Origin of the sequence: Actinotignum urinale DSM 15805 (assembly GCF_000420445.1) — a bacterium.
Lineage (GTDB): Bacteria > Actinomycetota > Actinomycetes > Actinomycetales > Actinomycetaceae > Actinotignum > Actinotignum urinale.
The window spans coordinates 1-12815 of record NZ_ATUY01000003.1 but is presented as its reverse complement, the minus strand read 5'-3'; the positions used below and the strand labels follow the sequence as shown (position 1 = coordinate 12815).

Sequence of the window (12815 nt, the reverse complement as noted above, 5' to 3'; positions counted from 1 at the left end):
TTATGAGCGTCGTTATTCCCACTCGTTCACACCTGGGCCGCTGGAGAGAGCTATTCCTGTGCATACTCGTATTAATTATCGGCATAGGCGGATATGCACTTTTGTGGAAAGGTTTAGGCGAAAAGGGTTTACCCGCTAATTTCGTTCTTATATCCTCTTTGAGCACCTGCGCAGTCCTGGGAACCCATATTCTTTTACGCTTCTTCGCTCCCCACGCGAACCCCGTGTTTTTCCCTTCGGCTCTCGCATTAAATGCTCTCGGACTCGTCATGATTTACCGCATTGACCAGTCCAACAACGAAACAAATGCGCACACTCAGCTCATCGCAACCTGCATCGGTCTTATCTGCTGTATTATTACCGTGGCCACCGTACGAAATTACCGTATTTTGCGCTCCTATAAGTGGACAAGTCTCGTCGCCGGCATTATTTTTCTTCTGCTTCCGCTCAGCCCGCTGGGCGTCACCCTTTACGGTTCACGTCTCTGGATTCGTCTTGCCGGCTTTTCCTTCCAGCCGGCAGAAATCGCCAAAATCTTTTTCGCGGTTTTCTTCGCCGCATACCTGGTGACTGAACGTGACAACCTCTCCCTCGCCGGCCCCAAAATTTTGGGGATACGATTCCCTAAAGGACGCCATATTTTGCCGATCCTCCTTGCCTGGGGGCTCAGCATGGTTGTTCTCGTATTCCAAAAAGATTTCGGAACGGCGCTTCTGTTTTTCGGACTTTTCGTGGCGATATTGTGGGTGGCAACCGAGCGTCTTTCATGGCTCATTATCGGCGGTATTTTAACGTTAGCTGGCGTCATATTTATCGCAACAAATGTTTCTCACGTTCGCGCCCGCTTCAATATTTGGCTCGACGCCTTTAATCCTGATCTTTACAACGCCAAAGGTGGCTCCTATCAGGTTGTCCAAGGCCTATTCGGCATGGGTTCAGGCGGACTCTTTGGTACCGGGCTTGGTGAAGGGTACCCGGGAATTGTCTTCGCTGCCCATTCGGATTATATTTACACTTCTTTCGCTGAAGAGCTTGGACTCGTTGGTGTTCTCGCTATTTTATGCATCTACCTGCTTCTTCTTTCACGCGGAATGCGTGTTGCGTTAACAGCGAAGGACGGTTTTTCTAAACTTTTGGCTGCGGGTTTGAGTTTCGGCCTTGCCCTGCAATGTTTCATCGTTATTGGAGGCGTTACTCGCGTTATCCCGTTGACGGGGCTTGCCCTTCCGTTCCTTGCGCACGGCGGTTCAGCTCTCATTGCCAACTGGATTATTATCGGTCTGCTCATCCGCATGTCCGATACCGCGCGTCGCCCTGCTCAGGCCGTCGCCCTCCCCACAACTGATGAGCTTGAACGCATCAATATTATCGACGACGATTCCGCAGCTTTTTCTTCGCCTATCGTCTCTTCGTCAGATGTGTTGAAGGATGGTCCCCATAATTCTGGACAAGAAACGGAGGTGGTCAAACTATGAATCGTCCCATTAGACAACTAACGGCGTTTATGTGTGTAATGTTCCTTGTTTTGGCCGGCGCCTCCACATATATTCAGTTTTTTAGCTCACGCAGTTTAAACGCTAATCCGTGGAATGTTCGCACCCTCTATCATCAGCAGGGAACGGAGCGGGGTCCTATCATTGTTGGTGGCGAAGCCATCGCAAAATCTGTTCCAACTGACGATAAGTTCGCTTTCGGTCGAACTTACGCAGATTCCATGGTGTATTCGAATATTACGGGGTATTTCTCGGTTGCACATAACGCAAGTACGGGAATTGAACGAAGCATGGACACTGTTCTTTCCGGTTTAGATTCATCTCTGGCCTGGCAGCGTATCGCGGATATGTTCACAGGCTCCCAACCTAGAGGTGGCGGTGTGGAGTTAACTATTGACCCCGTCATCCAAAAAGCGGCCTACAATGCGTTAGGTGACCAGCGCGGAGCCGTCGTCGTTTTGAAATCTTCAACCGGAGAAATCGCAGCTCAGGTGTCAACACCAGGATTCGATGCAAACGCTATAGCAACCCACGACACCCCGGCCGCGCGCGGAAACTACACGCTTCTGTCCAAAAACCCTAATAAACCGCTCGTTGACCGCGCAACAGGTGGCGATCAATACGCCCCCGGTTCAACATTCAAGTTACTCACAACAGCGGCCATGATTGAATACTCAGGAATGAAACCCGACACCATGGTTGAAGCTCCCCTCAACTATTCTCCTCCGGGAACAACCCACCAAATTTGGAACCCCGGACGCGATAAGTGTGGCGACGGTTCCGGGCACGTAACGTTAACAAAAGCCTTCGAAGAATCATGTAACACGCCCTTTGCCATCGCTGGAGTGAACATCGGAGCAGATAAAATGGTGGCTCTGGCAGAAAAGTTTGGCTTTAACAAGCCGTTATCCACCCCATTAAACGTTTCTGCCTCTCGTTTCCCCAAGCCACAAGATAAAGCGGCTTTGGCAATGGATTCGATTGGTCAACGTGATGTTCGCGTCACGCCCATGCAAATGGCGATGATTGGGGCGGCTATTTACAACGATGGTATTGTCATGAGCCCAACAATTATCAAACAGATTATGAATGTTGATTTGGAACCGATTCAAACGTTTAGCCCCCAAGAAATCGGGCGGGCTATTAGTTCACAAACGGCCCAATATATGCATCAGATGATGGTTGACGAGGTGAAAGCCGGTACCGGAACTCGCGCTACGGTGAAAGAACTGGAAGTCGCAGGTAAAACGGGAACTGGTGAAATCAACTCGACAACACCGCCCCATGCGTGGTTTGTTGGAAATACGACGATAGGTGGCGAAAAGTACACCGCCGTCGCAATTGTTGAAAATTCTGGCCACGCCGGGTGGCGAGGCGATGGTGGATCCGTTGCCGCTCCCATTGTGAGAAAAATTTTTGAAGCAAAATTGGCTACCATATCTAATGGAAGAGAAAGGTGAGAGACGTGAGTGATATTCCCACTCTGCTCGGCAATCGTTACGAAGTTGGCGATCTTATTGGCCGAGGAGGCATGGCTGAAGTGCACTCTGGGTACGATACCCGACTTTCGCGCACGGTAGCCATTAAAATTTTACGAAGCGACCTGGCTCAGGACGCGATTTTCCTGGCGCGTTTCAGGCGTGAGGCACAATCGGCGGCTGCCCTCAATCATCCGTCCATTGTATCCGTGTATGACACAGGTGAGGAACAGACGCGTACCTTCGCGGGTCGAGAAATATCGATGCCTTATATCGTGATGGAGTATGTGCGAGGGCGTACTGTGGCGTCCCTTCTCAAGAACGGTAATCCCGTCCCCATCAATGAGGCCGTACAAATTGTGTTGGGTGTGTTGAGCGCCCTGGAATACTCGCATTTTGAGGGAATCATCCACCGAGACATTAAGCCCGGCAACATTATGTTGACAACCGACGGCAAAGTAAAGGTGATGGATTTCGGTATTGCCCGCGCTATCGCTGATTCTGCCGCAACAATGACCTCAACAAACTCCGTTGTGGGAACGGCTCAATATCTTTCGCCCGAGCAGGCTCGCGGGGAAGTTGTGGATGCTCGTAGCGATTTATATTCGACGGGTTGTGTGCTCTATGAACTGTTGACGGGTAAACCGCCGTTCCAGGGGGACTCTGCCGTTGCTGTCGCTTACCAGCATGTTTCGGAACAGCCACGCCCGGCCTCCTCCTTGGCGCGCGATATTCCCGACACTATTGATCGCGTTGTTATGAAGTCCTTGGCGAAGAATCGTGATGATCGCTATCAAACAGCGGCGGCGTTCCGTGCGGATTTGCTTGCTGCAGCTCGCGGTGAAGGCGTAGTTGCTCCGGCCGTTGACTCCTGGAATCCCTACGCGGTTCACCAAAACACGAACGCAACTCAGGCGATGCCCACGGCGACTCGCATCTTACCGTCGGGGCAGCCCCACGGTACCGGAACCTATCCTTCCGGCTCCCCATATGCACAAACGGCGACGAATATGGAACCTCAGACGGGCGAACAGCCGGCTGTGAAATCGTCGTCGAAAAAGAAAAAGAAACAATCGAATGTGGGGCTGTGGATAATGCTCGGGGTGATATGTTTAGCTATCCTGGGCGTTGCCGGCTGGTTCGTCTTGGCTGGTCCTATGTCTAAACCAGAACCGACCCCGACGGCGACAACCGTGGAGAAAGTCCGCATTCCTGACGTGTCAAACATGACGGAAAACCAGGTTCGCCAGCAGTTGGAACTTCTTGATTTGAAGTTTGTTCGAGGCACAGATGTTGCGGACGACAATATTGAAAAAGAACACGCTGTGAGAACAAGTCCTGAAATTGGTACATCTGTGGAGAAAGGAAGTCGCGTAACGGTTCATTTCTCTACCGGGCCCTCCTCAGCAACTGTTCCGAATATTATTGGTATGACAACAGAGCAGGCCTCTGAACAGTTGAAGTCCGCGAATTTGGAACTTGGTAGCGTGCAACAGGTTGATGACCCCAGCCAAAACAGGGATCGCATTGTTTCTGTTGATCCAGCTGTTGGTACGCAAACCACTCCGGGATCGAAGGTAAACGTGAAGGTGGCCACCGGACGTACAACGATGCCGGATATTCTAGGAAAAACCCCGGGCGAAGCTGATAAAGCTCTGCGTGAGGCCAAACTATCGTTAGGTTCTCAAACAGAGAAGGAAACCACCAATCCTACTATGGTTGGCAGGGTTATTGATACCAGTGCTCAAGCCGGTTCCAGCCTTAGCGCCAACACCCAGGTTAATGTTGTGATTGGGAAACAGGCTTCCGCACCTACTTCAACCCCGTCACCACGCACTACTGCACAACCAAACTAATGTCACATTGATTGGATAACTAAAGTAGATATAAGGTTAATCCTATGAATAATCCAGCTTCCGGTAGAAGAGCTCTCGAAGTTGATGTCACCCCGGCCACGAATGGATCTCTTCCGTCGAAAAAAGGAAAAGAGTCCGCATCTAGGTCGAAACCTAGTTTACTGAGTCGCATCATCGGTGTGATCGGTGAAATTCTCATCACCTTAGGCATTATTATCGCGCTCTTTATTGTGTGGCAGTTGTGGTGGACAACGGTCATTGCGAATTGTAATCAAAATAGCGAGATTTCACAAATTCAAAGCAAGTGGGGAAACCCAAATTCTCAGAAGGTTGGGAAACCTCGTTACGACGATCCTCCCGCTGCTCGTCACACAAAAACAGTAGGTGATTTGGAAGGCATTATTTACATTCCACGATTCGGCAATAATTGGCGTTACACGATCAAGTACGGTGTCGAGTTGGAAGCGGTGCTTGATACTGGAAGTTTTGGCCACAATAACGACACCGCTTTCGTGGGCGAGATTGGTAATTTTGCAATTGCGGGGCATCGTTTAACCTATGGTAATTCCATGAAGGATGCGCCCGATATTAAAGATGGCGATTCCATTATTATTCAGACGGAAAACGCCTACTACGTCTATAAGCAGATTAAGCAGGAAATTGTTAAACCCACCGAAGTTCGCGTGATTTCACCTAATCCGTTTAATCCTGATTACGAGCCAACAGAACGTCTGCTATCTATTACGACGTGTGATCCCCCTCTGGTTTCCAATAATCGTCTTATTGTTTTTGCGAAGTATGACCATTGGGTTGATCCTAAAGATGGCGTACCCGCTGAGTTAGCGAAGAAGTAGGGAAAGGTTTAGCAGTCATGTATGGTGCTTTGTGGAGGGCCCTTCCGGGGCCTAAGTGGCTCAAAGTTATTGAAGCTATCATCATTTTTCTCATTATTGTTGCTATTCTTTTCACGTGGGTTTTCCCGTGGATAGCTGAAACAACTGAAATTATGAAACCAGATATTCGCGCGTAACAGATAAAGAATTTTTTGCCGTGTTCTTTTTTCCTCTATTATGGTGGAAGTGTAAAAGTTTCACGGGTGGCTTTTCACCACGTCTTATCAACTGAAAGGTATGTAATGTCCGAACTGAACAACCTTGATTCTGCACAAGATAATGAGCAACTAGAGGAAGATGGTGGCACACCTGTTCGCCGTTCTAAGACTCGTCAGAAAAAGGTTCGTAAGCCCGAACGTCGTCCAGGAACTCAACAGGACATTAAGGAACGCTCAAAGGTTGATGTAAAGCCGTCGAAGAAGAAGTCTAGGGGTAACGGCCCGAAATCTTCTCCGTCTTGGTGGGCTCCGGTTATGTGCACGCTGATGATTGTAGGGCTTATCTGTGTTGTTATTGCCTATATTTCTGCGGGGTCTTTGCCATTTCCGGGCTTCAACAATGGTAATTTGTTCATCGGTTTCGGGTTAATGATTGCTGGTTTCCTCATGACTATGGGGTGGCATTAACCTTAGTTTTTCTCGGCCACAACGTTCATTATCCTGCTGTCGCGTTGTCTTTGTGTGGTTGGGTATCCGGGGAAGTGTTTTAAAAGCTGGTCTTAAATACCGCGTTTAGTCGCGTTAAATGTTGAAATATTACGAGGAGGGGTGAATCCTTACGGGATTCACCCCTTTTTGGTGCTGTAGGATAAAATCTGGGTTAAGTGTCAAAATATGTAGTATTTTCGAGTTAAGTGTTAAAATCTATGTCATTTTCGACGTGCGAGTTACACACATCTGGGGACAAGACTGTGGATAATTACACGGTTGTTATTCAAAAAATTCGCCTATTGTCCACAATTGAGGATAAACCTGTGGATAATTACATTGGTGTAGTTACATCCATTGAAGATTATGACTTCATTTCATGAGCAACAGAAAGTTAATGGTAACGAGAACCGCGCAGCTGGCAACCATAAAGAACCACTGAAGGGCATCTTTATACTTGCTTTGTTTCACGGGACGAAGAACCAGCAAAGCCATAATAATCGCTCCCGCAATAAGCCCTCCGATATGCCCCTGCCATGAAATATTGAGTCCAGGGATAAAACTAATAACTAAGTTGTATCCCATGACGATGAGGATAAGCGTAGCCTTGCCACCGTTTTTCCTTATGTCGACGGCATATGCGGCAAAAATCCCGAAAATAGCGCCTGACGCGCCGAGCGTAGCGGTCCACATTGAATCGCCAGCGAGTCGCGCCCACGCTAAAATAAGCGTGTGTCCACCAATTCCGCACAAAAGGTAGAACACAAGGAATTTACTACGTCCTAGACGCCTCTCCATCGGTATCCCGATAAGGAATAACGCGTACATATTGCCTAATATATGCGCTTCTCCGCTGTGGAAAAACATAGCCGTGAGATAACGGTAGGGTTCACTAACTGCCAGAGCTGGAATAAATGCGCCATACTTCCATAGGCCAAAGGGAAGTACATAATCTAATATAAAGACAACAACGCACGCAATTATGAGCGATGTGGTTACGACGGGGAGATTCAACCCTTTAATTCTCGACATATTTTCCTATATCTTTGAGATCAATATGGCCGAAAGACGCCACGTACGGGACGTGGCGTCTTTATATTTCAACACGCACTGCGTTAACCCTTTGGGTGCGCAGGTGTTGCGTAGTCAGTCATACTTCTAGGATACAGTTATTTGCCTGAACCTTTCGTCCCATATTGCATATATAGGAGCGTCCTTGGCGTGCTGTGCGTGATGCCGTAACAACTCTCCGTATTGAGCATAAACGGACTCTTAGGATTCGTTGAGTTTTAGGCGATAATTTCGATGGTTTCAATAACGACGTCCTCAAGCGGACGGTCATTTCTGCCTGTTGCTACAGTTGCAATCTTGTCCACGACCTTGATTGATTCTTCATCCACAACCTTACCGAAAACGGTGTGTTTGCCATGAAGCCACGGTGTTGGGGCGACGGTAATAAAGAACTGGGAGCCGTTGGTTCCGCGCCCAAAGCGTGTGCCGGCATTCGCCATTGCTAAAACATAGGGCTTATCAAAGCCAAGTTCCGGGTCGATTTCATCATTGAAGCAATATCCGGGACCGCCTGTACCATTTCCGATGGGATCTCCGCCCTGAATCATGAAACCGGAAATAACGCGGTGAAAAATCGTTCCGTCGTAGAGTGGATCTGTGGTGGTTTCACCTGTTGCGGGGTTTTTCCATTCGCGCTTGCCCTGCGCCAATTCCGTAAAGTTCGCGACAGTTTCGGGAGCCTGTTCAGGGAAAAGGTTAACGGTTATATTGCCCTGGTTAGTTTTAATAACAGCTTTCATGTTTTCCATCTTCCCATATTTCCCTATTTTTATTGTGGTCGACGGCGGTTAGGCACGTTCGCCGTCGTCGAACATGAAAATAAACTGAGCTAATGCATGATTTATGTGACACAGCGGACATAAAGTGAAAGAATGGAAGATATAGAAAAAATGCGGTCCCTTCTGGGATCACGATGGGAGGTCATCATGTTTGGTCGCAAGAAGAAGGCTGTAAAAGCGCAGGAGAAAGCGCGTAAAGAAGTCGATGCGCTCATGGCAAAAGTTGATAAGTTGCGTAAAAAGGCTGAAGAAACAGCCAAGAAAGCAAAAATTGAAGGCGCTGGGAACCGAATGAAGTGGGAGCGTAAGGCAAAGAAGGCTGCCGTGACGGTTAAGGAATATGCTCAGGTGGCAGGAACCAAGATTCAGGATTATGCAACCCAAGGATATGATTGGGCAGCGCCAAAGGCACATGAACTTGCAGATAAGGTCCGTCCCTATGTTGAAAACGCGACGGATAAGGCTCGCCCCTATGTTCAGCAGGCAAAAGATGCCGGTTCTGATTTTGCAGATAAGGTTCGTGACGATTATATTCCGCGAGTTAAGAGGGCTGCACATGCCGCAACTGATGCAGCAACGTCAAAGGACGGTGTTGTGGAGAAAACGAAGGTTGCAGCTAAAGTTGCTGGTACTGAATTAGCAACACCAACGCCGAAGAAGAAGCGCCGTTGTTGTGCAAGGCTTTTTGGCCGTTTGGCAGTTGTTGGCGGTGTTGGCACCGCAGGTTACTTCTTCTGGAAGCGCAAGAAGAACGTTGAAGATCCGTGGGCTGAAGCCTATTGGGAAGATGTTGATGGCGTGAAGGCTAAGGATGAGGCGGAAGATGTGGCTCAGTCCCAGGCAGAAGATGCTAAAGATGCCGCTAAGAATGTCGCAGAAAAAGCGAAAGAAGTGGCTAAAGATGCTAAAGAAAAGGCAAAAGAAGTAGCTAAAGATGCTAAAGAAAAGGCAAAAGAAGTAGCTAAAGACGTCAAGGAAAAGGCGAAAGAAGCGAAGGATGTTGCCAAGGAAAAAGCCAAGGACGTCAAAGAAGCTACGAAGAACGCTGCTGAAAAGGTCCGGGACACGGCTCATCATACGCTCGAATCCGCAGAGGATATCAAGCAGGAGTTAGCCGATAAGGTCAAACAGTCCGTTGAAGATGCTAAAAAGGACTAATACATAGGTATCCCCTGCGGGCGCGGGTGGCGGTAACCATTATCCGCCACCCGCGCCCGCCCCCTTGTCCTTCACCCCCACGCAAGAACTCCCTACCTTTTCCTTTAATTAATTGTTCTACCGTGTGACCTTGCTTCTATTTCGTCCATTATCCAACCGTCCTATTTTCTTCATTCCCCAAGTGTTAATGTAGAGTACCTATATTCAAAAGGAAGAGGTCGTCATGAAATTCCGCCGAATTGTTGCCGCAGCAGTTACTGCACTCATAGCCTCTGTTGGCCTGGCAAGTTGCTCGTCGTCATCTGAATCATCATCTGGTTCCGGCAAGGTTATTAAAATTGGCACAACGGATGCCAGCAAGAGACAGTGGAAAGTTTTCCAGGATGAGGCAAAGAAGGCTGGCTTCAACGTGCAGGTTGTTCCTTTCTCTGATTACAACACTCCTAATGATGCTCTACAGCAGGGTCAAATTGATGTCAACCAGTTCCAGCATATTAAGTTCCTTGCTAACTATAATGCCGGTAAGAATACGGAGCTCACACCCATTGTTGCAACGGAGATCATTCCGTTGGCTCTTTTCTGGAAAGATCACAAGAACTTGGATGGTATTGAAGGTCAATCCGTTGCCATTCCTAACGATTCCACTAACCAGGGACGCGCCATTAATGTCCTTGTCCAGGCCGGTCTGGTTAAGCTGAAGAATAAGGATATTCTTGAACCTACACCCGTAGATATCGATGAATCTGCTTCTAAGGTGAAGGTCACCGCGATTGATGCTTCTCGTTGCCCTGCGGTTTACGGTGAAGGTAAGCCCGCTATTATCAACAATTCCTTCCTTGATCGCGCCAAGATTAACCCCAAGAGCGCCATTTTCAAGGATGATCCGAGCAACCCTGCCGCAGAACCTTACATTAACGCTTTCGTCGTGAAGAAGGATCGCGCAAACGATAAGGATCTTATCCGCCTTGGCGAAATCTGGCACACCAAGCCCGTTCAGGAAGCTATCGCTAAGGATAGCGCCGGCACCTCCGTTGAAGTAAAGCGCACCCCGGAAGAACTCATTAAGATCGAGAACCGTTTGCGCGAAGCTATCAAGGCAGCGAAGAAATAAAAAATAAATGACTACTCAGGATACAACGCCCCGCGGAACCAGTATTACGTTTAAGGACGTTACAAAGGTTTTCCAGCATAAAAAAGGTTCGGTCACCGCTGTTGACAATGTCAATCTTGAGGTGAAACCGGGTGAAATTATTGGCATTATTGGTTATTCCGGTGCCGGTAAATCCACTCTCGTGCGCCTCATTAACGGACTCGATACCGTCACTTCCGGACATATTTATCTGGATGGTACGGATATCGTTGGTATGCCGGAAAAACAGATGCGTACCATGCGCCGTAAGATTGGCATGATTTTCCAGCAATTTAACCTTTTTTCTTCCCGCACGGCGGCAGGTAACGTGGAATATCCTCTGAAGCTCGCCGGTGTTCCGAAGCAAGAGCGCGCCCAGCGTGTTCAACAGCTTTTGGATTTCGTCGGCTTGGGCGACCGCGGTTCGAGCTATCCTGAACAACTTTCGGGTGGCCAGAAGCAACGTGTAGGCATTGCGCGCGCTCTGGCCACCACCCCTTCTCTCCTCCTTGCCGACGAAGCAACCAGCGCTCTCGACCCGGAAACAACCCATGAAGTCTTGAGGCTGTTACGTAAGGTTAACCGGGAACTCGGCATTACTATCGTCGTTATTACGCACGAAATGGACGTTATTCGTTCCATTGCGGATAATGTTGCGGTGATGGAAAACGGGAAAGTCGTCGAATACGGAAGTGTTTACGAGATTTTCTCCAATCCTCAAACGCCTATCGCTAAGCATTTCGTTTCCACTTCGTTGCGTAATACGCCTGACGAGTTAGAAGAAGATCAGTTACTTGGGCAAGAGGGGCGCCTCTTCACGATTAAACTCACGGAAAAGTCTGGTTTCTTCAGCGCGGCTGCGAATGCGCGAAACAACGGGGTGTATTTCTCGATCGTCCACGGCGGCGTCACCACTATTCAAAATCAAAGTTTCGGAAATATGACTGTCCGACTGCTCGGTGAAGATTCCGCCATTCAACAGTTCTATAATGAGGTTGCCGCAACAACAGATATTAAGGAGATTGTGCGATGACTCTTTCAAACACTCTCCCCCTCGGGTGGTTTGGTTTCGATTGGGATCGTTACGGGGATACGTTCCTTGAGGCCATTAAAGATACCCTCATTATGGTTGGTATGACCATGCTTATTGCGGGTTTCCTCGGTTTAATCGTCGGTATTTTGCTTTATACGACGCGCAAGGGCGGAATTCTTCAAAATGGCGTTGTGTACACGGTTTTGAATATTCTCGTGAACTTTGTCCGCCCTATTCCGTTCATTATTTTAATCGCCGCCCTTCAACCCCTCACTGTTGGCGTGATGGGCACAAGTATCGGGCGTAACGCCGGTATTTTCGTCATGGCGATTGCCGCTACATTCGCGGTTGGGCGTATTGTTGAACAGAATCTTGTGGCAATTGATCCCGGTGTTGTGGAGGCGGCCCGTTCAATGGGCGCATCCCCCATGAAAATCATTACGTCGGTGATTATTCGTGAGGCTCTTGGCCCGCTCGTTCTTGGCTATACCTTTATTTTCATTGCTGTTGTGGATATGTCCGCTATGGCAGGTTACATTGGCGGCGGTGGCCTGGGTAATTTCTCAATTGTCTACGGCTACCAGGCTTTCGACACCGTTACGATGTACGTGGGCGTTTTTGCGATTATTATCCTTGTTCAAACGGCACAGTTCTTCGGAAACTGGCTGGCAAAGAAAATTATGCGTCGCTAAATACTATGAAGAACCCACATATTTTAGATAAAGTTCCTCAAATACTCGGTGTCTGCATTCCCTTTCATTTTATCTCTAGCTATCTGGGGTGCCTGGGAAACAATTTCCACTTTTGATTCTTTAACGATAAGAGTTCTGGCTTGCGTGGGCATAGCCGTCTTAACCTTACTAACCGGTGTCGTACTATTTTGGTGGAACGCCTATTGCCAAAATAAATGGAAACAGAAAAAAACTTGATGATGCCCTGTACTGAACCCCAATTCTTGGACAGTGTGATTCTATCCGATGGTGGTTAGTGCGTGTTGCCGGTATTCGTTTGGGGTCATCCCTCCGAGCCGTTCTTGCATATGCTCAGTGTTGTACCACTGTATGTACTCGTCAATCGCTGCGCGCAGCTCGCTGATGGAAACGAATGAGTCATTGTTGAACATTTCTTCTTTCAAGTGAGAAAAGAAGTTCTCCATCACGGAGTTATCGTAACAGTTGCCCTTACGGCTCATGGATTGAACGCACTGATGCTCAACTAGCTGACTGATCCATGACTGGTGCTGATAGTGGTAGCCCTGATCAGTATGAACAAGAATAC

At 48.4% G+C, this 12815-nt stretch carries 12 protein-coding genes; 9 read left to right on the top strand and 3 right to left on the bottom strand.

What is annotated here, in order from left to right; genetic code table 11:
* Window positions 1-2: 2 nt before the first annotated feature.
* The 5 genes from G445_RS09460 (at window position 3) to G445_RS11140 (ending at window position 6346) form a co-directional block, all read left to right on the top strand.
* Window positions 3-1475, top strand: coding sequence for an FtsW/RodA/SpoVE family cell cycle protein (locus tag G445_RS09460; protein WP_084676451.1), 1473 nt, complete (start codon window positions 3-5; stop codon window positions 1473-1475).
* The gene (locus G445_RS0103120; protein ID WP_022866111.1) at window positions 1472-2953 is read left to right on the top strand and encodes a penicillin-binding transpeptidase domain-containing protein; all 1482 of its coding nucleotides are present in this window, start codon (window positions 1472-1474) and stop codon (window positions 2951-2953) included. The genes G445_RS09460 and G445_RS0103120 overlap by 4 nt, the downstream gene beginning before the upstream one ends.
* Window positions 2954-2958: 5 nt before the next feature.
* Window positions 2959-4827: a Stk1 family PASTA domain-containing Ser/Thr kinase gene (pknB, locus tag G445_RS09455; protein WP_040430424.1), complete on the top strand. Its 1869-nt coding sequence runs from the start codon at window positions 2959-2961 to the stop codon at window positions 4825-4827.
* Window positions 4828-4871: 44 nt separating this feature from the next.
* Window positions 4872-5681 (top strand): class E sortase, encoded by an 810-nt coding sequence (locus G445_RS0103110; RefSeq protein ID WP_022866109.1) that lies wholly within the window; start codon window positions 4872-4874, stop codon window positions 5679-5681.
* A gap of 281 nt (window positions 5682-5962) precedes the next feature.
* A complete protein-coding gene (locus G445_RS11140) occupies window positions 5963-6346 on the top strand; it encodes a cell division protein CrgA (protein WP_022866107.1) in 384 nt (127 codons plus the stop codon).
* Between the two features lie 393 nt (window positions 6347-6739).
* Here the strand turns inward: G445_RS11140 and G445_RS09445 are convergent, their stop codons facing one another.
* Together G445_RS09445 and G445_RS0103085 are read right to left on the bottom strand one after the other, a co-directional pair.
* Complete coding sequence (locus G445_RS09445; protein WP_022866105.1) at window positions 6740-7399, bottom strand: rhomboid family intramembrane serine protease; 660 nt, start codon at window positions 7397-7399, stop codon at window positions 6740-6742.
* A 257-nt stretch (window positions 7400-7656) separates the two neighbouring features.
* Window positions 7657-8178 carry a peptidylprolyl isomerase gene (locus G445_RS0103085; RefSeq protein ID WP_026420895.1) on the bottom strand — a complete coding sequence of 174 codons (522 nt, stop codon included), beginning with the start codon at window positions 8176-8178 and terminating at the stop codon, window positions 7657-7659.
* 132 nt (window positions 8179-8310) lie between these two features.
* Between G445_RS0103085 and G445_RS0103080 the strand changes: the two genes are divergently transcribed.
* The 4 genes from G445_RS0103080 (at window position 8311) to G445_RS0103065 (ending at window position 12229) form a co-directional block, all read left to right on the top strand.
* Entirely contained in the window at window positions 8311-9375 is a 1065-nt protein-coding gene (locus tag G445_RS0103080) for a YtxH domain-containing protein (protein ID WP_022866103.1), read from the top strand.
* A gap of 223 nt (window positions 9376-9598) precedes the next feature.
* Window positions 9599-10486 carry a MetQ/NlpA family ABC transporter substrate-binding protein gene (locus G445_RS0103075; protein ID WP_022866102.1) on the top strand — a complete coding sequence of 296 codons (888 nt, stop codon included), beginning with the start codon at window positions 9599-9601 and terminating at the stop codon, window positions 10484-10486.
* Between the two features lie 7 nt (window positions 10487-10493).
* Window positions 10494-11537, top strand: coding sequence for a methionine ABC transporter ATP-binding protein (locus G445_RS0103070; RefSeq protein WP_022866101.1), 1044 nt, complete (start codon window positions 10494-10496; stop codon window positions 11535-11537).
* Window positions 11534-12229 (top strand): methionine ABC transporter permease, encoded by a 696-nt coding sequence (locus tag G445_RS0103065; RefSeq protein WP_022866100.1) that lies wholly within the window; start codon window positions 11534-11536, stop codon window positions 12227-12229. Before G445_RS0103070 ends, G445_RS0103065 begins: the two co-directional genes overlap by 4 nt.
* A gap of 278 nt (window positions 12230-12507) precedes the next feature.
* Here the strand turns inward: G445_RS0103065 and G445_RS0103060 are convergent.
* Window positions 12508-12815 (bottom strand): IS3 family transposase (locus G445_RS0103060; protein ID WP_022866098.1); only part of this gene is annotated, 308 nt, incomplete at its 5' end.